Source organism: Variovorax ginsengisoli (genome assembly GCF_030486595.1).
Classification (GTDB): domain Bacteria; phylum Pseudomonadota; class Gammaproteobacteria; order Burkholderiales; family Burkholderiaceae_C; genus Variovorax; species Variovorax ginsengisoli_B.
This window is the reverse complement of record NZ_JAUJZH010000017.1, coordinates 137,128-157,697: the sequence shown is the minus strand read 5'-3', so window position 1 is coordinate 157,697 and position 20,570 is coordinate 137,128. Positions and strand designations below refer to the sequence as shown.

17 protein-coding genes are annotated in these 20,570 nt (G+C 69.6%); 3 read left to right on the top strand and 14 right to left on the bottom strand.

Translation table 11 applies throughout. The features are described 5' to 3' along the window. Window positions 1–2: 2 nt before the first annotated feature. The 7 genes from QZH52_RS22690 to QZH52_RS22660 form a co-directional block, all read right to left on the bottom strand. Window positions 3–1,229, bottom strand: a complete 1,227-nt coding sequence (locus QZH52_RS22690) for a catalase family protein (RefSeq protein WP_301812819.1) — start codon at window positions 1,227–1,229, stop codon at window positions 3–5. Next, window positions 1,226–2,716 carry a Dyp-type peroxidase gene (locus tag QZH52_RS22685; RefSeq protein WP_301812818.1) on the bottom strand — a complete coding sequence of 497 codons (1,491 nt, stop codon included), beginning with the start codon at window positions 2,714–2,716 and terminating at the stop codon, window positions 1,226–1,228. The genes QZH52_RS22690 and QZH52_RS22685 overlap by 4 nt, the downstream gene beginning before the upstream one ends. Beyond that, window positions 2,713–4,041 carry a hypothetical protein gene (locus QZH52_RS22680; protein ID WP_301812817.1) on the bottom strand — a complete coding sequence of 443 codons (1,329 nt, stop codon included), beginning with the start codon at window positions 4,039–4,041 and terminating at the stop codon, window positions 2,713–2,715. The genes QZH52_RS22685 and QZH52_RS22680 overlap by 4 nt, the downstream gene beginning before the upstream one ends. A gap of 6 nt (window positions 4,042–4,047) precedes the next feature. Beyond that, window positions 4,048–4,479, bottom strand: a complete 432-nt coding sequence (locus QZH52_RS22675; protein WP_301812816.1) for a hypothetical protein — start codon at window positions 4,477–4,479, stop codon at window positions 4,048–4,050. A gap of 61 nt (window positions 4,480–4,540) precedes the next feature. After that, window positions 4,541–6,418 (bottom strand): GMC family oxidoreductase, encoded by a 1,878-nt coding sequence (locus QZH52_RS22670; RefSeq protein WP_301812815.1) that lies wholly within the window; start codon window positions 6,416–6,418, stop codon window positions 4,541–4,543. 19 nt (window positions 6,419–6,437) lie between these two features. After that, window positions 6,438–8,963, bottom strand: a complete 2,526-nt coding sequence (locus tag QZH52_RS22665) for a hypothetical protein (RefSeq protein WP_301812814.1) — start codon at window positions 8,961–8,963, stop codon at window positions 6,438–6,440. 76 nt (window positions 8,964–9,039) lie between these two features. Next, window positions 9,040–10,524: an MFS transporter gene (locus QZH52_RS22660; RefSeq protein WP_301812813.1), complete on the bottom strand. Its 1,485-nt coding sequence runs from the start codon at window positions 10,522–10,524 to the stop codon at window positions 9,040–9,042. On the opposite strand from QZH52_RS22660, the gene QZH52_RS22655 reads away from it, so the two are divergent. The 3 genes from QZH52_RS22655 to QZH52_RS22645 all read left to right on the top strand — a co-directional run bounded on the left by QZH52_RS22655 (window position 10,514) and on the right by QZH52_RS22645 (window position 13,634). After that, the gene (locus tag QZH52_RS22655) at window positions 10,514–10,657 is read left to right on the top strand and encodes a hypothetical protein (RefSeq protein ID WP_301812812.1); all 144 of its coding nucleotides are present in this window, start codon (window positions 10,514–10,516) and stop codon (window positions 10,655–10,657) included. The genes QZH52_RS22660 and QZH52_RS22655 overlap by 11 nt on opposite strands. A 32-nt stretch (window positions 10,658–10,689) precedes the next feature. After that, the gene (locus tag QZH52_RS22650; protein WP_301812811.1) at window positions 10,690–12,114 is read left to right on the top strand and encodes an aminotransferase-like domain-containing protein; all 1,425 of its coding nucleotides are present in this window, start codon (window positions 10,690–10,692) and stop codon (window positions 12,112–12,114) included. A gap of 65 nt (window positions 12,115–12,179) precedes the next feature. Beyond that, on the top strand, window positions 12,180–13,634 hold the full coding sequence (locus QZH52_RS22645) for an alpha/beta hydrolase (protein ID WP_301812810.1): 1,455 nt from the start codon (window positions 12,180–12,182) through the stop codon (window positions 13,632–13,634). Between the two features lie 9 nt (window positions 13,635–13,643). Here QZH52_RS22645 and QZH52_RS22640 read toward each other — a convergent pair whose 3' ends face one another. The 7 genes from QZH52_RS22640 to QZH52_RS22610 all read right to left on the bottom strand — a co-directional run bounded on the left by QZH52_RS22640 (window position 13,644) and on the right by QZH52_RS22610 (window position 20,425). Beyond that, window positions 13,644–15,053, bottom strand: coding sequence for an MFS transporter (locus tag QZH52_RS22640; RefSeq protein ID WP_301812809.1), 1,410 nt, complete (start codon window positions 15,051–15,053; stop codon window positions 13,644–13,646). A 3-nt stretch (window positions 15,054–15,056) separates the two neighbouring features. Next, entirely contained in the window at window positions 15,057–16,262 is a 1,206-nt protein-coding gene (locus QZH52_RS22635) for a multidrug effflux MFS transporter (RefSeq protein ID WP_301812808.1), read from the bottom strand. Window positions 16,263–16,327: 65 nt separating this feature from the next. Next, window positions 16,328–16,870, bottom strand: a complete 543-nt coding sequence (locus tag QZH52_RS22630) for a methylated-DNA--[protein]-cysteine S-methyltransferase (RefSeq protein ID WP_301812807.1) — start codon at window positions 16,868–16,870, stop codon at window positions 16,328–16,330. A 21-nt stretch (window positions 16,871–16,891) separates the two neighbouring features. Beyond that, window positions 16,892–17,518: a PqiC family protein gene (locus QZH52_RS22625; RefSeq protein WP_301812806.1), complete on the bottom strand. Its 627-nt coding sequence runs from the start codon at window positions 17,516–17,518 to the stop codon at window positions 16,892–16,894. Then, window positions 17,515–19,149, bottom strand: a complete 1,635-nt coding sequence (locus QZH52_RS22620) for a PqiB family protein (protein ID WP_301812805.1) — start codon at window positions 19,147–19,149, stop codon at window positions 17,515–17,517. The genes QZH52_RS22625 and QZH52_RS22620 overlap by 4 nt, the downstream gene beginning before the upstream one ends. Continuing rightward, window positions 19,146–19,805: a paraquat-inducible protein A gene (locus tag QZH52_RS22615; RefSeq protein WP_301812804.1), complete on the bottom strand. Its 660-nt coding sequence runs from the start codon at window positions 19,803–19,805 to the stop codon at window positions 19,146–19,148. The genes QZH52_RS22620 and QZH52_RS22615 overlap by 4 nt, the downstream gene beginning before the upstream one ends. Then, a complete protein-coding gene (locus QZH52_RS22610) occupies window positions 19,802–20,425 on the bottom strand; it encodes a paraquat-inducible protein A (protein WP_301812803.1) in 624 nt (207 codons plus the stop codon). Before QZH52_RS22610 ends, QZH52_RS22615 begins: the two co-directional genes overlap by 4 nt. Between the last annotated feature and the right edge of the window lie 145 nt (window positions 20,426–20,570).

Sequence of the window (20,570 nt, the reverse complement as noted above, 5' to 3'; positions counted from 1 at the left end):
GCCTACTCGAACACCTCATCCCCCGTCGGCTCGTAATGCGGCACCGCGTTCATCGTGTGCCTCAGCTTGGCCAGCTCCCAGTACATCCGCCGGCGCGCGCGGCTCTGGTTGCCGAGCGGCCGGTGCTCCGCGATCGTGTGCCACGGGTTGTACGAGAGTCGCTTCGCAAATTCCATCTGTGCCGGCGAATCGAAGGTCTGGCGCGGCAGCCGCAGCGTCGCCACGCTGACGCGCGGCGACAGCTTCTCGGGCCACAGCACGCCGGCATTCTCGATCGGCATGAGGTGCGGATCGGTCTGCATCTGGACCCGGAAGTCGAGCTCCACATCGTCGTTGGCCAGCGCCGACACCATCGCCTGGCGCAGGTAGTCGTCGGGCGGACGCAGCGGCAGCCGCGGGATCGGCGTGCGCTGCCGGGTCTTCGGCCAGACTGAGTACTGCATCGCCTGGCCTTCGCCCATCAGGTAGGGCACGCAGCTGAAATACGGCGCCTCGAACGGGCTGCTCTGGGTCTTGATGAAGAGCGACTGCATGATGAGGTCGAGTACATGCGGGTCGTGCAGGTTCACGAAGTAGAAGATCTGCGCGTTCTTCACGCTCTCGCGCTGCAGCGCCGCGTTGCACTTTGCGTCGGGCGTGACGAAGGTCGGGGTCGAGACCGCGAACATGTCGAGCGTGTGCTGTTCTTCCTCCATCAGCTTCGGCCCCGGCACGCCCATGAGCTTGATGCTGATGCTCATGAAGCCCACATCGTCGATGTCCGGCGTGATGTAGGGACCGGGCCCCGAGAAGCGCACCCAGCAGCGGAAGCTTCGCGGCTCGGCATAGATGCCGCGCTTCATGTGCGGGGGGATGTCGTCGTGCACCCTGAACTCGCCGCGCACGATGCCCTGGGTCTTGGTGTTGCCGCCGCGCTCGAAGCCACCGGGCTTCCAGAGGTCGGTCATCTGGCGCGTGAAGCTCTTGACGATCGAGTCGGTGAAGCTCTCCTCGTCGGGCAGCAGCCGCTCCTCGGCGATCGCCAGGCCCTCGTCGGTGCGCCGCCGGTTGATCAGCGCGGTCGTGAAGCGCGCCAGCGGATCGCGCAGAAAGGCGTCGAAGGCCGGCCGCAGCAGCGGATCGAAGCGGCGCTCCAGCCGGATCAGCGCCATCCCCGAATCGCTGACGAAGTTGCGCCAGGCCGAGCCGGTGTTGGCCCGCGGCGTCGGACGGCTGGCATTCGAGTTCATGGCTGCACCTTCGACAGGTAGCGCAAGGCCCGCAGGCCGGGCAGGAAGAAATAGGCCCCACCGCGCACTGTCACGAACTGCGGCAGCCCGCAGACACGGCGATCCGGGCCGGAGTCGAGCGGAATCGCGAAGCCATCGGTCGGCGTGCCGTCGTCGCGCGGCAGGTGGTTGCCGGTCAGCGGGTCGCTGTCGCCAGGCAAGCCATCGAAGCGCAGGCCCGCGAGCCAGGCCGATTGCACGAATTCGAACTGGCGCGCGATATTTGCGCCCAGGCAGATGAAGTGCAGGCCGGTGCCGTCGCCCGGGTTCGCCGGCGACAGGGCCTGCTCGACCGAGACCGCGCTGCCGTATTCGCGGCCGCGCCGCAGCAGCCGGTGGAAGCGGGTCGAGGAGACCTTGTCGGCCGCCAGGGCGGTGGCATCGAAACCCAGCGTCCGCCTGGCCCACGAATAGAAACCCGGTCTGCCTGGCGGCAGGTCGGCATTGCGCGGATTGCTGCGCCGGATATGGGCGCCGATCGGGCAGCGCAGGCCTTCGCCGTCGCCGCCATAGGTGAAGCTGTTGCGTGGGTCCTGCTCGCCCGGGATGCGTTCGCCCGTGCGTCCGACCAATGGCTCGCCTTCCATCGTGCGGCCGACCATCTCCTCGGCCAATTGCTTGCGCAGCGCCGGGTCGCCTCCGACCTGCGCATCCATGAAGCGCCAGAAGCCGGAGACATCCTGCTGCAGCTGGCGCAGCACCAGGTAGCTGCCGTTGCGGCCCAGGTCGACCTTGTCGGGCGCGTCTTCGGCGCGCGGCAGCAGCGCTTCGGGATCGCGGTCGGCATCGAGCAGCGGCCGGTCGGTGTAGGCGCCGTACTCGTTCGGGTAGCCCAGCAGGTACTCGCCGAGGCACGACAGGTTGCTGTAGCGGTCGACCTCCTCGTCGCGTGCCGGGCGTTCGCGCAGCCAGTCGATCGAAGGCTCCGAGATGCCGTCCGCGAAGCCGAAGGGCTCGACCCCGTCCATGTCCGCGGTATCGAGGTAGCCGAGCTGCTCGAAGCCTTGCTCGCACTGCGCCAGCACGATGCGCTGCCAGTCGTCGAGGCCGCCCGGCGCCGCATAGAGCATCAACAGCACGTGCGGCAGCCGTTCCGGCGAGCCGCCCCATTGCCAGCCGCCCGGATCGTTGGCGCCGAGATCGCCGAGCCGTCGCGCGCGGCTGGCGTCGCTCGCCATGCCGACGATGAACTCGTGCGAGAAGCCCTCGACGACGTCCGGGCGCACGCCGAGCGCCTGCAGCCCGGCGCAGGTGAAAGCCACCTGGAGGGCGGTCGTCGGCGGCGGCTCCTGCGTCATGGCGCTGCTGATGGGCGCGCGTGCGAGCCAATCGCGTGCGGCCTGCGCATCGGTCACGCGCAACAACAGAAAGCAGGCTTGGGTCAAGCGCCTGTAGCCGAAGCGCACCAGACCCTGGATGTCGTCGTATTCGACTGCCGGAACGCTCATAGCAGCCTCAGCCATTCGAGCGCCTGGGCGTCCGTCACCTGGTGCATCTCGAAGCCCTCGCGGATGCGCCGGTTGCGCTCCAGGTCGGTCAAGGTCAGGCCGGGGTAGGCCTTGTACCAGACCTGGGTCGGCAGCTGGTGCCGCCGCTGGTAGTACTTGAAGCGCAGTTCGTGCCGCGCCCCGCCCTTCAGAAGCCAGTCGGTGCGTGGCCAGCCGAAGCCGTTGCTGAAGATCAGGTTCAGGCCCCAGGCCGCCTTGTTGATGAAATCGTCCATGTAGCTTTCGTGGCTGCCGTCGTAGTTGCTCGCGAACAGCACCCGGGTCTTGCCGTCGAGGAACACCCAGCGTGCGAAGTGAATGGTCTGCACCCGCGCCAGGTGGCCGCGGCCGAAGACATGGCGGCAGGCGTAGTCGATGGCGTAGAGGATCAGTTGCGTGAGCCAGCGCCGGAACAGCCCCGGCTTGACGGGACCGAGGGCGGTGAAGCTGTTGGTGAGGTCGTGGTCTTCGAGGCGCTGCATCTCCTGCACCGCCTCGCGGTCCGGGCGCGGACAGAACTCGGGGTCGCTCTTCTCGCGGCGGCGCAGCTGCCAGACCAGGCAGGCTGCCAGCAGCACCAGCAAGAGCAGCAGCAGCGGCTGCCTGTACACCAGCAGCAAAGCCACCAGCAGGACCGCGAACGGTGCAACGGCATGCAGCAGGTTGCGCAGCCACCAGCCGGTGGGCGTGCGTTCGGGCGAGGTCAGCAGCAGCCGCCCCTCGAGCTGCTCGGCCTGCACGAAGGCCAGCAGGCGATGGCGCAGCGCCTGCGGGTCCTCGGCTTCGGTGGCGATGTCGCGCGGCACCTGCGAGGCCAGCGCGCGTTGCAGCGCGCTGTCTTCGCGCACCTGCCGCACGGTGCGGCCGATGCGGTTGACGTAGCCCGCGGCCACCGGCAGCGAGCGCGCCTTGAGCCACGCGAACAGGTTGCCGTCGACGTCGAAGCCTTCGCAGTGCGCGAAGATGCTGCGCAGGCCATCGCCCGCGACCTGCGCGAACTCGGCCAGCTGGTCGTTGGCCGGGCCGTCGCATTCGCCCAGAAAGCTCAGGTAGAGCGGCACGCGAGGCCGCGGCAGTTCGAAGGCCTCGAGATCGCCGAGCGTGGTGTCGGTGAGGAGCGCGAACCGCGCGTAATGCAGTCGATCGAAGCGGCCGAAGGGCACCAGCGCGTTGTCCGGGTCGACCATGCCGGGCTTCAGGTTCAGACTGTCCAGCAGCTTGCGGAGGCCGGCCTCCCGGCCGCTCGCGACGGCCGCGACCACCATGAAATGCGATTGGGGTGTCACCGCATCTCAGAACTGGAGGCAGAAGTCGATCAACCGATCCTTGCCCCAATAGACCTTGCCGAGGTAGAAGTTCGGGGAGATGAGCCGGATCTCGTCGCGGATCCACTGGGCCACGAAAGAGGTCTCGGAGTAGTCGAGCACGATGCACGGCTTGTTGTCGAGCCAGCTGCTGCCCAGGTAGACCTTGGCGACGATGGCCTCCACGCCGAGAACGCTGACCTTGTTCTTGAGCACGCCGTTCGCGGCATCGAACACCTTCCCCTGCCAGCCGAAGAAGTTGATGATCTTCGCGATCGACTCGGTGTAATGGGTGCCGGGCGCGATGATCGCCGTGCCGGCGGCCTCGCCGTTCGGGATCTCTCCGGGCGGGCTGGCGCGGAACAGTTCGTCGAGTTGCTGCTGCGACATGTCGAGCAACTGTTGGACGTCATAGGCCATCTGCTCTCTCCTCCGGGGAAGCCCCGCCGTTCAGAAAGTGTCAGCCCTTCGATGGGCTTCGTCAACTTGCCGAAAGAGGTGTTCGACGCGCCTCCTCGAGCAAGACATCGGCCGCCTTCTCCGCGATCATGTAGATCGCCGCGGCGATGAAGAAGCCCGGGATCTGCGGAAACACCGAGGCGTCGACCACGCGCAGCCGCTTCACGCCATGCACGGCGAACGCGCTGTCGAGCACGCCGCCCGCGTCCACAGCACCGATCGCGCACGTGCACGAGGCATGGTGCCCCCACGCGGTCTGCCGCACATAGTCGGCCAGTGCCGCGTCGCTGTCGACCGCGGTGCCGGGCGCCACTTCCTCGGCGATCCATCCCTTCTCCCTCAGCGGCGCCGTCATGCGCCGCACGAAGCGGATCGCCTCGACCACCGCCTTCAGGTCGACACCAGCGGCATCGTCGCCCTCTTCGAAGTAGTGGAAGTTCACCAGCGGCATGTCGCGCGGATCGGCCGAATGCAGTTGCACGGTGCCGGCGCGATTGCGCGTGTGGCCCTTGAGCACGGCCCAGGTCAGCTGGTCGGGATGGTCGCGGATCCAGTGCGAGAAGCCGCTGAAATAGCCTTCGAAGCGGGCCAGCAGCGCCATGCAGAAGAGGTCCGGCTCCTGGTCCGGTCCCGCCGCGCCGCGCGAGCGCTGGACCACGCCGAGCGCGGCGCCGTTGGACGCGTACATGCCGCCGCGGTCTTTCTGCCATCGGCGCCACAGCGCATCGTCGCGCTCGAAGCGCGCGCCCTCGAGCGCCTTCCACGGCAGCTGCATCCGGTGCGTGACCGCGACCTCGTAGCGGTCCTGCAGGTTGCGCCCGACGCCGGGCAGGTCGACCCGCAGCGGAATGCCGTGTGCCGCCAGCTCTGCGGCCGGGCCGATCCCCGACAACATCAGCAGCTGCGGCGTGTTGAAGGCGCCGCCGCAGAGGATCACCTCGCGCCGCGCCCTCGCCTCGCGCGCCTCGCCCGCCTGCTCGCTCGGCGCCGCATGCGCACGGTAGAGCCGCGCGCCCTTGATGTAGGCAACGCCGACGGCGCCGCCCTCGGCATCGAAGAGCACCCGGGTCGCCAGCGCATCGAGTTCGATGTGCAGCCGATCGGGATGGCGCGCTGCCACCGCCAGCAGGCGTTCGCGCACGCCGCTGCGGCGGTGGCCGGCGGTCGCGAGCGGCGTGTAGCAGAGGCCCTCGAAGCTGCCGGGCCGCCAGCGCCTCGCGTTCGGATCGCCGAGGCCGCCACCCAGCCAGCGCAGCGTGCTCAGCAGCGGCGTCGGCAGGTCGTGGGTGAAGCTGCGCGCGCTCTCGCGCAGCACCCGCAGCAGGCCCTGGTCGCCGAGCACCGACAGCGGGATCGACTTCTCGGTCTGCAGCCAGCCGCCCCATCCATGGCCGGTCGGATCGAGCCCGAGGTGCCTGAACGCACGCCAGACCGGCCGGTGGCGGCAATCTTCCACGCGCTGCGCATAGCGGCGCATGCGCACCGCGCGCCATGACGGGTCCCCGGTCAGCCGCGCGATCCGGTCCCAGTCCGAGGCGTGCGGCGGCATGAAGATCATCGCGTTGTGCGCGCTGCAGCCGCCAAGGCCGGCGGCGCGCGGGTAGAGCACGCCCTGCCCGGCCTGGTACTTCCAGTCCCGCCCCTGCTGCGCCTCGTCGGCGTAGTGGCGGATGCGGAAGTCCCAGCGCAGCGCCGGGTTCTCGCAGGCGAAGGCATGGAAGGCCGGGACGTCGTAGTCGTCGGGCAGGCGGGCATCGCCGCTGCGCGGATCGCCGCCGGCATCGAGCAGCATGACCCGCATGCCGTGTTCGGCGAGCCGGGCCGCCAACGGGCCGCCGCCCGCGCCCGCACCGACGATCACGTAGTCCCAGTCGCTCGTCGTCGGATCAGCGCCCTGCATGCGTGGCGTTTCGCTGGGCTCAGAAGGTCTTCAGGAACGAGACCAGCGCCCGCTTGTCCTCGTCGCTCAGCTCGGGTTCACGGCCGAAGGCCTTCTCGTCGGCGCTCAGTCCCTCCTGCCGGTTGAACTCCGCCGTGCCGAAGTAGTGGCCGCGGTTGACCACGAAGTCGCGGCACTTGCTGAGTTCGAGCATCGGCTCGGCCAGGTTGGCGAAGTGCTGGCGCAGTTCTTCGTCGGAAGCGCCGGCCGGCGCGCTGGCGAGCGCCAGCTTGAGCTTGACCAGCAGCGCGCCCGCGTCCTTCACGTGCTGGGCCTTGTCGCCGAGATCGTCGCTCTCGGCACGCAGCTTGAGGTTGGACAGCAGGTTCACCGGCACGCCGCCCGGGATCGGACCCAGCACGATGTCGCCGTCCTTCTGCACCAGCCACGGCAGCCAGCGGTGCAAGGCGCCCTGCAGCGGCTGCAGCGCCTCGGGGGCGTAGCCGGTCGGGATGGTAACGACGCTGCGCTCGGTGGTGCGGTCGATGGTGCCGCCGACCTTGGCGCCGAGCAGGGCGTCGGCCTTGCGCTTCTCGGGCCACAGCATCTGCTCGATCGCCTGGTCGAAGACCTTCATGCGGCCGTCCACCGACGGATCGCCGTTGGCCTCGCCGACCGTGTTGTTGAGCAGGAAAGGCGCGGTCGACCAGACGCTGATCAGCGACGGCACCCGCGTGTAGCCCCGTCCGCCCGCTGGCATTTCGTAGGGCTTGGGGGCGCCGGTGAAGGGATCGGCGAGCGTCACGGTGCCGACCGAGGGCAGGCTCTTGTAGGTCTGCGACGAGAAGTTGTCCCAGATATTGCCCGCCAGCGCGTTGGTCGCCAGCGGGCTGCAGGCATTGGTGCGCAGCAAGGTGACGGGGATCCGCGCCTCGGTCGACAGGTAGTTGTTCTGCAGGAAGTTCGGCGCCTGGACGATCTTGCGCATCTGCACCTTGTAGTCCTCGGTCTGGGTCCAGCCCCAGTAGCGCTTGAAGCAGTCGACGTAGCCCGGTCCCGCGCACCGTTGCGGCGAGAGTTCGAGCGATGCCGGCAGCGGCGGTGCCTTGCTCGAATGGCAGCGCGCGCAGGTGTCGGCGAAAGCGAGCTTGCCGCGCTCCAGCGTGGCGGCGTCGGCGCCCAGGTACTTGTCGCCGCCGGGAGCGTCCTTCAGGTGGTCGGGCTGCGCGGCCTTGAGGAAAAACAGCGCCGTGTTCGGCGTCCCGGCCTCGGTCGCCTGCCAGTAGCTCGAATTCTTCTGCGCCGACGCGATCTTGATCGGCGTGATGGTCTTGCCGCCGACCACCGGGTTGAAGTGCAGCAGCCACTCTTCGCTGAACAGGCCGATGTTGAGGTACACGCGGTTCAGCGCGCCCAGCAGCCCGACCGAGTCGGCGCCGTCCTTGAGCACGTGCGGCGTGTAGACCATCGAGTCGGCCTTCGAGAAGAACTCGGTCAAGGGCCCGCTGGCGATGAAGTCGTTGAACTGCTTGTTGTCGAGTTCGCCACCGGCGAGCTTCTCGCGGCCGATGCGCCGGGCCATCTCGAGCCGCGAGGCGAAGTCGTAGACCGCGTTCATGGTGCGCGGGTTGTTGATGCCGTCGGTCGAGACCAGCGAGGTGTCCATCGCGCCCGGCCGGTAGGTGTGGGCCAGCTGGTACATGTAGTTGGTCCGGCCCTCGGGCTTGTTGGCGTTGTAGATGAAGAGCCGGTCGACCCACATGTACTGGGCGCCGACCGAGGAACTCAGGTTCTCGAACTTCGGGTTGTTCGGATCGGCCGGCGGCTTCACCGGGCTCGGCCCGACGTGGCAGAAGCCGCAGGACATGCCGACCCGGTAGGGACGCACCAGGTCCTTGCGGTTGTAGTAGCTCGGGTCGGTGTAGTACTTCTCGGCGTCCCATGCCTTGGCGGCCTTCTCGTCGAAGTCCGGATTCGGAAACAGGCGCAGTCCCGCGATTCCGGTGCCCCAGCCGTAGAACGAGCCCACCGGCTGCGTCGTGCCGTCGCCCAGCGGCTTGCCGCGCGAGCCGATCGCGACGCCCGGGTACTTGCTCTCGTTCTCGAACGGATCGGGCGCGCAGTCCTTGCTGCGGACGTCCAGCCAGAGACCGCGGCGCGCCTTGTCGGGCCCGGCGGCGTTGTTGAAGCAGGGTTCGTTGACCAGGCCGAAGTACTGCCAGCGATTGGCCCGCGAATAGCCCAGGCTGGGGTGCGAGCTGATCACCTTCAGCAGGTCGAAGGCGCCGAAGGTGTAGTCGCTCATCCGGGTCCAGAAGCGGTCGTTGCCGCCGCTCCACACCAGCCACATGTTGCGGCCCTTGATCTCTTCCGGCGACAGCGCAATTGCGTTGTCCATGTCGTGGAAGTAGTCCTCGCCGGCATGCGGGAACGATGCCGCGTCGCGGCCCGCGAGCTTCGCTTCGTCCTGCACCTCGCCGGGCTGCGGGCCCTTCGAGCAGCCCGCCAGCAGCACGCACGCAATCAGCGGCCACCATCGAGCGGCGCGGTGGAAACCCTGGTTCATTGCCATTCCTCCTGCGGCCAGACCTTGGGTGAACGGGCCATCGAGTGCGCAGTGTGGAGGGGGCCTCCCCTATTGGCTATCGGCCATGCGACGTATGGCGATCGATGGCCTCGGCGCGGCCGATCAGCAGCCACGCGCTCACCGCGCTCAGCAGGGCAAGGCCGGCACACAGCAGCATGACGCAGCGAAAGCCGGAGACGAATGCCGCGTTGATGGTGTGCCGCAGCGCCGCCGCCACAGCCGGGTCGGCACCCGGCGGCAGCGTGGCGCCGGCCAGCTGGCTGCGCTGCGCCCGCACGAAGGCTGCCGCCTCGGGCGAGGCCCCCATGTCGAGCAGGCCCTGGCCCAGGCCGGCGTCGAAGGCCCAGGCCATGACGACGCCGAAGACCGCGATCGCCAGTACCGCGGCGGCGCGCGAGACCGCATTGTTGACGCCCGAGGCGATGCCCGCGAGCTCCGGCCCGACCGCGTTCATGACGGTGGTGGTGAGCGGCGCGACGGTCACCGCCATGCCGAAGCCGAGCACCACCACCGCCGGGAAGAACGAGGTCCAGTAATCGGCGCCGACGCCCGGCAGTGCGAACAGCGCGAACCCGGCGGCGGCGATGGCGGGGCCCACCACCAGCGGCAGGCGCGCTCCGATGCGGTCGACCAGTTGCCCGGCCCAGCTCGACAGCGCGAACATGATCAGGATGAACGGCAGCAGCGCCGCGCCGGCGACGGTGGCCGAGTAGCCCTGGACCTGGATCAGGTTGAGCGGCAGGAAGTAGAGCCCTCCGCCGAGCGCCGCATAGAGCAGCAGCGTCAGCAGGTTGGCGCCGCCGAAGTTGCCGACGCGCATCAGTCCGAGCGGCAGCATCGGCGAGCGCACGCGCAGCTCGACCATCACGAAGGCCACGCTGGCCGCGATGCCCGCCAGCAGCGCGAACGGCACCGAGGGCGCGCGCCAGCCCTGTGTCGGCGCCTCGATGAATGCATAGACGATGCCCCCGAGCGCCACCGTCGCCAGCGCCGCGCCCCAGGGATCGAGCCGCGCCGAAGCCGCCGCGCCGCCGCGGCTCTCGGGCACGTGGCGCCAGACGATCAGCAGCACCACGGCCGCCATCGGCAGGTTGACCAGGAAGGCCCAGGTCCACGAATAGTGGTCGACCAGGAAGCCGCCCACCACCGGTCCGATGGCCGCCGTGATGCCGCTGAACCCGGACCAGGTGCCGATCGCCCGGCCGCGCTCCTTCTCGGGAAAGGACGCGCTGATGAGCGCCAGGCTGCCGGGCACCAGCAAGGCGCCGCCGATGCCCTGCACCGCGCGCGCAGCGATCAGCTGCGAGACGTCGCCCGCCAGCGCGCAGGCCATCGAGGCCAGTGCGAACAACGCGACCCCGAGCGCGAAGATCCTGCGGCGTCCGAAGTGATCGCCGAGCGCGCCGCCGACCAGCAGCAGCGCGGCCAGGAACAAGGCATAGGACTCGACCACCCATTGGGCCTGGAAGGCGCTGGCATGCAGGTCGGCCTGGATCGCCGGCAGCGCGACGTTGACCACGGTGCCGTCGATGAATGCCATGCTCGATCCGACGATGGCCGCGGCGAGCACCCAGGGCCGCGAAGCCGGCGGGCAGTCGGCGGCCTCGCAACCGTGCCGGATCAGGCTGTCGTCACCGGGAGGCTTTCCGATCTGCGGCATCGCCAAAGTATGAGGCCGCGCGCAGTACCGGACAATCGCCGCTCCATGACACGCTACCAGGCCCTGGCCGCCGAGATCGCCGATTCGATTCGCACCGGGGTGCTGCACCCCGGCGACCGCCTGCCCTCCGTGCGCCAGGCGCGGGCCAGCCGCGGCGTCAGCCCGTCGACCGTGTTCCAGGCCTACTACCTGCTCGAGGCCCAGGGCCTGATCCGGGCCCGCGAGCGCTCCGGCTACTACGTGGCCGAAGGCGCCCGGCAACTGCCGCCCGAGCCCGAGGCTGCCTCGCAGCCCGAGGACGACGCCGTGCCGCTCGATGTCAGCGAGCATGTGTTCGAGATCCTCGAGTCGACCATGGTGCGCGATGTGGTGCCGCTGGGCTCGGCCTTCCCGAGCCCGCTGCTGTTTCCGCTCGCCCGCCTCGGCCGCATCATGGCCTCCAGTGTCCAGAACCTCGATCCATGGAGCACCGTGGACGACCTGACGCCCGGCAACGCGCGGCTGCGGCGGCAGATCGCACTGCGCTACCTGGCCGACGGCGTGCAGGTCCACACCGACGAGATCGTCATCACCAACGGCGCCCTCGAGGCGCTGAACCTCTGCCTCGCCAGCGTCACGCGGCCGGGCGATGCGGTGCTGATCGAATCGCCGACCTTCTATGCCGCGCTGCAGGCGCTCGAGCGACTGGGCCTGGAGGCGATCGAGGTGCCGACCCATCCGCGCGAAGGCATGGCGCTCGACGCGCTCGAGCGCGCGATCCAGCGCCATCGGCCCAAGGCCTGCTGGCTCATGACCAACTTCCAGAACCCGCTCGGCAGCCTGATGCCCGACGCAAAGAAGAAGGCGCTGGTCGAGTTGCTGGCCCGCCACCAGGTGCCGCTGATCGAGGACGACGTCTACGGCGAGCTCTATTTCGACGACAAGCGGCCGCTGCCGGCCAAGGCCTTCGACACGCAGGGCCTGGTGATGCACTGCTCGTCGTTCTCGAAGTGCCTGGCGCCCGGCTACCGCATCGGCTGGGCGGCGCCGGGACGCTTCACGCGGGCGGTGGCCCGCGCCAAGCTGACCACCACGCTGGGCGCCTCGGCGCCGACCCAGAACGGACTGGCGACCTACCTCGAGAAGGGCGGCTTCGACAAGCACCTGCGCAAGCTCCGGCGCGCGCTGGCCGGGCAGCAGACCCTGCTGGCGCAGGCCATCGCCGAGCACTTCCCGCCCGGCACCCGTGCCACCCGGCCGGCGGGCGGCTATTTCCTGTGGGTCGAGATGCCGGGGCACGTCGATGCCCTCGAGGTGCATCGGCAGGCGCTCGCCCAAGGCATCAGCGTCGCCCCGGGGCCGATCTTCTCGGCCCAGCGCGGCTTCACGAACTGCCTGCGCCTCAACTACGGCCACCCGTGGGACGAACGCGCCGAGCAGGCGATCGCGACACTGGGCCGGATCGCGAGCCGGCGCCCCGGGGCCGCGTGATAGATTGGGCGGCAGGACGTTTCCCGCGAAACGCCTGCCCGAACAAGAACGCAAGAGGAAACGGAATGGGACCCTGGCTGGCCAGGATGCTGAAGCGCACCGCGCTGTTGCTGGGCATCGTTTTCGTCACACTGCTCGCCGTGCGCACCTACGACGTGCAGCGCGGCCCCCCGCTCGAGCCGTGGCACACGCACGTGCCGCACGAACTGTCGGGCGAGCAGATCCGCCAGGCCGACTGGCCGGCCTGGCTGGCGGCCGAGAACGCGGCCTTCGACGAGGTCCGGCGCGAAGTCACCGACAAGCTGCCGCCGGAACTGCGCACGCCGTCGAACCGCTATTTCGACGGCAGCCCGATCTACCCGGGTCACTTCCGCCAGGACTGGAACCGCTCCTACACGCTCGATCCGCAAGGCCCGCCCAAGGGCGTGGTGGTGCTGCTCCATGGCCTGACCGATTCCCCCTTCAGCCTGCGCCATGTGGCCACCTTGTACCGCGACCGCGGTTTCGCGGTCGTCGCGATCCGCATGCCGGGCCACGGCACCGTGCCGGCCGGGCTCACTCACGTGCAATGGGAAGACTGGTCGGCCGCGACCGAGCTCGCGGTGCGCGAAGCACGCCGCCGCGTGCCGGCGCCGCTGCCGCTGCACGTGGTCGGCTTCTCGAACGGCGGCGCACTGGCGACCAAGTACGCGCTCGATGCGATCGACGACCCGAAGCTGGCGCGGCCCGATCGCCTGATCCTGATCGCGCCGATGATCGGCATCACCGAGCTGTCGCGCTTCGCCGGCGTGTTCGGCTGGCCGGCGATCTTTCCGGCCTTCGCCAAGGCGGCCTGGCTCGGCATCGTGCCGGAGTTCAACCCCTTCAAGTACAACTCGTTCCCGGTCAACGGGGCGCGCCAGTCGTCGCTGCTCACGCGCGACCTGCAGGCCCACGTGGCCCGCGAGGAGCGCGACGGGCGGCTCGACCAGATGCCGCCGACCCTCACCTTCCAGTCGCTGATCGACTTCACGGTGAGCACCCGCGCGATCGTCACCGGTCTCTATGCACGGCTGCCCGCGAACGGCAGCGAGCTGGTGCTGTTCGACCTCAACCGCAGCGTCAAGTTCGGGCCGCTGCTGCGCTCCGGCAGCGACCTGCGGCCCGACCGGGTGCTGCCGCCGGCGCCGCGGCGCTTCCGCACGACCCTCGTCACCAATGCCGACGTCCACAGCCGGCAGGTGGTCGAGCAGGTCACTGAGGCCGGCGCCACCACGGTCCAGACGCGGCCGATCGGGCTCGAGTTTCCGCTCGAGGTGTTTTCGCTCTCGCACCTGGCGCTGCCGTTTCCGCTCACCGACCCGCTGTACGGCCTGCGGCCCGACGACAGCGACGATTTCGGCGTCAACCTCGGGGCCCTGGCGATGCGTGGCGAGCGCGGCGGCCTGATCGTCAGCCTGGATTCGCTCACGCGGCTGTCGTCGAATCCGTTCTACGATTTCATGGCCGAGCGCATCGCGCAGACCCTGCCGCCGCCCTGAGCCGGTCCGCTACCGGGCCCGCGTGCGCAAGGTGCTGCAGACCGCGGCCACCGCCGCGCAGCAGGCGGCCAGGCCCAATGCGATCACCTGGCCTTTGCCGTCGTGCGGACTCCAGACGCTGAAGATGCCGGCCAGCAGCACGGCGCCCAGGGTCTGGCCCGTGAGCCGCGCGGTGCCCAGCATGCCGCTCGCCGCGCCGCTGCGCTGGGGCGGCGGCGTGGTCACGATGGTGTGGTTGTTGGGCGACTGGAACAGGCCGAAGCCGGCGCCGCACAAGACCATGCGCCAGACGATGTCGGCGTTGCCCGGCTGGGCCGGCAGCGCCGCCAGCAGCGCCAGGCCGGTGGCCAGCATGGCCAGCCCGATGCCGCCGAGCAGTCCGTCCGGACAGCGGCCGATGAGCCGGCCGGCGATCGGCGCCATCACCACGATCGCCAGCGGCCAGGCGGTGATCAGCAGGCCGGCCTCGAAGTGCGAGCGGCCATAGGTGTCGAGCAGCAGGAACGGCAGCGCGATGAAGGACAGCATCTGGGCGCAGAAAGCGCCGACCGAGGTGCCCATCGAGAGCGCGAACACCGGGATGCGCAGCAGGTCGACCGGGAACAGCGGCACCGCCTGCGCGGCCTGCCGCCGCAGGTAGACGAAGCCGACCGCCAGGCCGGCCAGCAGCAGCAGCCAGGCCATCGGGCTGGCGCCCTGCCCGGCCTCGCCGCGCACGCCCAGCCGGTCGGCGCCGACGAAGACCAGCGCGAACATCGCCACGTTGAGCGCCACGTCCAGCAGCGAGAACCGCACCCCCGACGCCTTCGCCTCGTTGAACGGCAAGGAACGCAGCCCGAGCACCAACACCAGCGCCCCCAGCGGCACGTTGAGCGCGAACAGCCAGGGCCAGGACGCGATCGACAAGATGCCGGCCGCCACCGAGGGGCCCGCGACCGAGGCGGTGGCCACGACCATCGAATTGATTGCCATGCCGCGCCCAAGCTGCTTCCTGGGGTAGATCAGCCGCACCAGCGCTGCGTTGACGCTCATGATGCCGGCCGCGCCGAGCCCCTGCAGCGCACGGCCCGCGATCAGCATGCCGAGCGAATGGGACAGTGTCGCGATCAGCGACGCAGCCGCGAACAGGGCCATGCCCGTGAGGTACACGCGGCGATAGCCGATCCGGTCGCCCAAAGAGGCCAGCGGCAGCAGCATCACCAGCGCGGCGATCTGGTAGGCGTTGACGACCCAGATCGCGTGCGCCGGGTCCGCCTGCAGCTCGCGCGCGATTCCGGGCAGCGCGAGATTGACGATGGTGCCATCGAGCACCGCCACCGCGATGCCGAGGATGACCACCACCATCGCGTGGCGGCGCTGCGGCTGCGGCAGGCCATCGCGTGCGGTGTGAGCGGTCTGGGCGACGGGGATGGACGACATCGCTCAGCCCGCCTGCCCGACGGGCTGGCGCCGGCCATCGAGCGTGAGCCAGGTCAGGGCCACCGCGATCAGCGCGCCGCCCGCCATGCCGGTCACCATCGGCAGCGGCCGGCCGTCGGTGAACAGCCCGACCACCGCCATCACCACCGCGCCGGTCAGCATCTGCAAGGTGCCGAGCAGCGCCGACGCGGTGCCGGCGATGGCGCCGTGCTTCTCGAGGGCCAGCACCGAGGTGGTCGGAATGACCAGGCCCATCAGGCCGCTGGCGATGAAGTACAGCACGATCAGCACCGCCAGCCGGTCGCCGCCGCCGGCGAAATAGGCGAACATGGCCAGCATCACCGCGCCGCAGGCCGCGACGCCGGTCTTCACCACCCGTTCGATTCCGAAGCGCTCGCACAGCGGGCCGTTGAGCTGCGCGGCGGCGAAGAAGGCGGCCGCGTTGACGCCGAAGGCCACGCTGTACATCACCGGCGACAGGCCGTAGTGGTCGATCATCACGAAGGACGAGTTCGCCAGGTAGGTGAAGAAACCCGCCATCGCGAAGGCACCGATGAAGACCAGCCCGAGGTAGTGGGTGTCTCGCAGCAGCACGCCGTAGGCGGCCAGCGCGCTGCCCAGGCTGCTCTCGACCCGCTCCTCGGCCGGCCGGGTCTCCTTCAGGACCATGGCGATGGTCGCCAGTCCGACCACGGCCGCCAAGGTCACCGACCAGAACACGCCGCGCCATCCGGTGAAGGCGATCACCGCGCTGCCGGCCAGCGGCGCCAGGATCGGCGACACGCTGAAGACCAGCATCAGCAGCGACATCAGCCGCGCCGCGTCGGTGCCGGTGTGCAGGTCGCGCACCACGGCGCGCGGGATGGCCATGCCGGCCGCGGCGCCCAGGCCCTGGACGAAGCGCAGCGCGATCAGCATCTCGATGCTGGTGGCCAGCGCGCAGCCGATGCTGGCCAGCGCGAACAGGCCCAGGCCGAAGTAGAGCGGCGGCTTGCGCCCCACCATGTCGGACACCGGTCCGTAGAGCAGTTGCCCGACGCCGAGCGAGATGAAGAAAGCCGTGAGGCTCATCTGCGCCGGCCCGATGCCGGCCTGCAGGCTGCTGCCGATCTCGGGCAGCGCCGGCAGGTACATGTCGATCGCGAACGGGCCGATGGCCGACAACAGGCCGAGCACGAGCGCGATCTTGAAGAAGCGCGAAGAAGTCATCGCCCGATTGTCGCCAAGGCGGCGATGAACCGTCGGCAGCGCGACGCGTCGGCCTGTGCTAGGCCTCAGAACAAATCACCGCTCTCGCTGTCCGGCCTGGCACCTTCGATCGCCAGCATCCGGAGCTTCGCCGCCGCACCGCCGTGGGCCGAGAAGCCGCCCCAGCGGCCGCCAGCGGCGAGCACCCGGTGGCAGGGCACCACCGGTGCGAAGGGATTGAGGCCGAGCGCCTGCCCGACCGCGCGCGCCAGGCCCTTGTCGCCGAGCTCGGCCGCGATGTCGCCGTAGGTGCGGGTGCGCCCGGGTGGAATGCGGCGCGCGATCTCGTAGACGCGCCGATGGAAGTCGCTGACACCTTCGAGGTCGAGCACGATCTCGGCGAGGTCGAGCGCTGCGCCGGCCAGCAGGCCGCGGATGCCCTCGATCGCCGGCACCACGTCGGCCGGCGCGTCCTGCTCCGGCCAGTTCGGAAAGCGCCGCCGCATGCGCGCACGCGTGGCGTCCTCCCCGCCCTCGGGCAACTGCACGCCGACGATGCCGCCCGGCCCCCAGGCGATGCCGCAGGCGCCGATGGCCGTGGCGAAGAGTGCGAAGCCGTTCGGGGCCATGGCCACCGCCCTGTCTCTATGTCAGGCCGCGCACTTCGCAGTGCCCGGCGGCGCGGGAACGCTGGCCGCGATGGCCTCCGCCAGCCGCGACGTGAGACGTTGGGCGCCCTGGGCCAGGGCGTCGAAGCCGCCGCCCACGGGTTCCGACAGCGACAGCCGGCAGCCGGTCGCCGGCCCTTCGTCGGTGCGGCGCACCGTCCAGGTGAAGCTGGCATCGACCCGCTTGCCCTCGATGGCGTCGAACTGCTCCAGCTGGACCGCGATGCGTGTCGCCGGCTGGCCCCGTGAACGGCCGGACTTGGTAATGTCGACGGCGCCCAGCCGGCTCGCGATGCCGCTGCCCAGGCTGTCGCGCAGCTCGTTCTCGAACGAGGACGACCAGCGGTGCTGCTCGAGGATGTCGACCGCCGGGCTGTCCGGCGCGTCCTTCTTGCGCACCACCAGCTGCGGCCGGGCGAAGCGCTCCGGCATGGCGATCGGCGTCAGTTCGATGTAGGCCGGTGCGCCGCCCGCCAACACCGGCGCGCGGGCCGGCGCCACGCTGTCGGCCAGGCTGTAGTACTGCGGCCCGCCGCTGCTGCCGCAGGCGGCCACGAGCCAGGCCGCGCCGAGGGCTGCGGCCGCGAGCCGGAAGTGGGTCGTCTTCATTTCTGCTTGTCCTCCGGCTTGCCGCGGATCAGGGATTCGGGGTGGCGCTCCAGGTAGTCGGTCAGTACGCGCAGCGACCCCGCCGCCCGCGTGACTTCCTGCAGGGTCTGGCGCAGGTCCTGCTGCAGCGGTGCATCGTCGGCGATGGTCTTCTCGGCCGAGCGCAGGGTCTGGCGCACGTCCTTCAAGGCCGCAGCCATCTCGGGCGTGACGTCGTTGTTCAGGCGCCTGGCGAGCTGCTCGGTGCTGTTGAGGGTCTTGTCGAGGGAGGCCAGGCTCTTGCGCAGATCGGCACCGATCTCCTCGAAAGGCACCTGGTTGAGCTTGCGCGCGATGTCGGCCACCTGCGACTGCAGCTCGTCCAGCCGGTTGGGCTGGGTCGGCAGCTCGAGCGGAACCTGGTTCGGCTCGAGCTTCGCCGGCTTGGCGTCGTTGAAGAAATCCATCGCCACGTAGACCTGGCCGGTCAGCAGGTTGCCGGTGCGCAGCTGGGCCCGCATCCCCTTGCTGACCAGCAGTTGCCAGCGCTGGAACGACGAGATGCGAGCGTCCGGATCGGTGGCGGAACGGCGCCGCATGCGGTCCGGGTAGACCTGGATCACCACCGGCATCCTGAAGGCGCGCTCGCCCCGGTCGAACTCGACCCCGATCGACTTGACCTCGCCGATCACGACGCCCCGGAAGTCGACCGGCGCCCCCGGCGACAGGCCGCGCAGCGACTGGTTGAAGTACAGCAGCATGGTCTGCGAAGGCCCGTCGGGTTCCTTCATCGCGGTGGTCTCGTCGCTGGCCAGCACGAAGGCGGTGTTCTCCCCGGCCACCGGCCCGTTCTGGTCGTCGGGCGCCTGGAAGGCGATGCCGCCGATCAGCACCGTGACCAGGGACTGGGTGCGAATCTTCAGGCCGCTGGCGTTCAGGTCGATGTCGAAGCCGCTGGCATGCCAGAAGCGCGTGTTGACGCCGACGAACTTCTCGTAGGGCGAATTGATGAAGACCCTCAGCGTCACGCCGTGGCCATCCGGGTCGAGCTCGTAGGCGGCGACCTGGCCCACCTTGATACGGCGGAAGTACACCGGCGAGCCGATGTCCAGCGAGCCGACGTCGCGGGCCCGCAGCAGGAACTGCCGCCCGGAGTCGTCGCGGGTGACGATCGGGGGCGTCTCGAGCCCGGTGAACTCGCCCGAGGTTTCTTCGGAGGTGCCGGCATCGACGCCGATGTAGGCGCCCGAGAGCAAGGTGCCCAGACCGGAGATGCCCGAGGTGTCGAGCCGCGGGCGGACCACCCAGAACCGGGTGTCCTGCGCCGTGAATGCGCTGGCTTCCTTCTTGAGCTGCACCAGCACCCTGACATGCGAACGGTCGGTGGCCAGGCGGATGTGCGTGACGGTGCCGATCTGGACGTCCTTGTACCTGACCACGGTCTTGTTGGCCTCGAGGCCTTCGGCGCTCTTGAAGGTCAGCACGATCTCGGGTCCGCGGTCCATGAGGATGCGCGCCACCAGCGCCACCCCGACCATGGCCGCCACGATCGGGATCAGCCAGATCAGGGAGGGCAGCCAGTTGCGCCGCCTGACGACCTTCGGCGCAGCCCGGGGCGGCTGCGGCTCGGGCCGGGTGCTTTCGTCATTCATATCGGTTCATTGTCCATTTTCATTTCATCCGCCGGGGCATCCGGTCCGGTGTCCCAGGTCAGGCGCGGATCGAAGCTCAGCGACGCCAGCATGGTGAGGACCACCACCGCGCCGAAGGCGGCGATGCCGACCCCGGCCGTGATCTCGGCGAAGCCCTGGATGCGCACCAGGCCGGCCAGCAGCGCCACCACGAAGACGTCGAGCATCGACCAGCGCCCGATCACCTCGAGGATGCGATAGAGCTTGGCCCGTTCGAGCTGCCGCCAGTTGCTGCGGCGCTGCGCCGTGATGTTGAGCAGCACCAGCGCGGTCAGCTTGAACAGCGGCACCAGGAAGCTGGCAACGAAGATCAGCGCCGCCAGCCCGTAGGCGCCCGAGACCCAGAAATAGATGACGCCGCTCAGGATGGTGTCCTGCTGGGTGCCCAGCAGGCTCTTGGTGATCATCACCGGCAGCAGGTTGGCCGGCAGGTAGAGGATCGCGGCGGCGATCAGGTAGGCCCAGGTGCGGTTGATACTGTCGGGCTTGCGCGCGTGCAGGCGGGTGCCGCAGCGGTCGCAGGCTTCGCCGTCGAGCGCATCTTGCCAGGTGGTGCCGCAATGGTGGCAGGCCACGAGGCGCAGGGCGGCCGCGGTCTCGACGCCGGGGTCGCTCATCCGACCTGACCCGGCCGCGGCTCGAAAGCCATTTCCCAGAAGGTCCGGGGGTTGAAGGACAGCACCGCCGTCAGCAGCACCGTGAGCCCCACGAAGGCCCAGAGCGCCGGACCGGCGATCACCTGCGCCATGCTGCTCAGCTTGATGATCGCCACCAGCACGCCGAGCAGGAACACTTCGATCATGCCCCAGGGCCGCAACGCCACCAGGGCATTGACGAGCACCCCGAAACCCGCCGGCCGCCGCTCGTAGCGCATCGGCACCAGCAGGTAGAAGAGGATGCACAGCTGGAGCAGCGGGAACAGCAAGGTGGTCGCGAGCACCAGCAGCGCCACCGGCGACATCCCACCCGCGCTCAGCGCCACCACCGCGCCCGCCAGCGTGGTCTCGTTGCTGAGACCCTGCAGTTCGATCTCGACGATCGGGAACAGGTTCGCGATGGCGAACAGGATCAGGCAGGCGACGGTGAGCGGCAGCACGCGGGCGCTCTGGTCGCCGGGATGGCGGTCGAGCTCGGTGCTGCAGCGCGGGCAATGCGAGACCTCGCGCCGACGCAGCCGCACGCGGCGATAAACCGCGTCGCAGCCTTCGCAGACGATGGCGTCGGGGACTTCTTTCATGGATTTGCGCAGCTATTGTCAGGCAAGCGCAAAGCCGCTGCTGCGACCTGTTCGCCGGCGGTCTCTTCCACCGGCTCGCGGCCGTTCAGCGGCTGGGGGCGCCAACGCTTCGTTCCTGCGGCCGGCCGATTCCGGGGGCGGAACG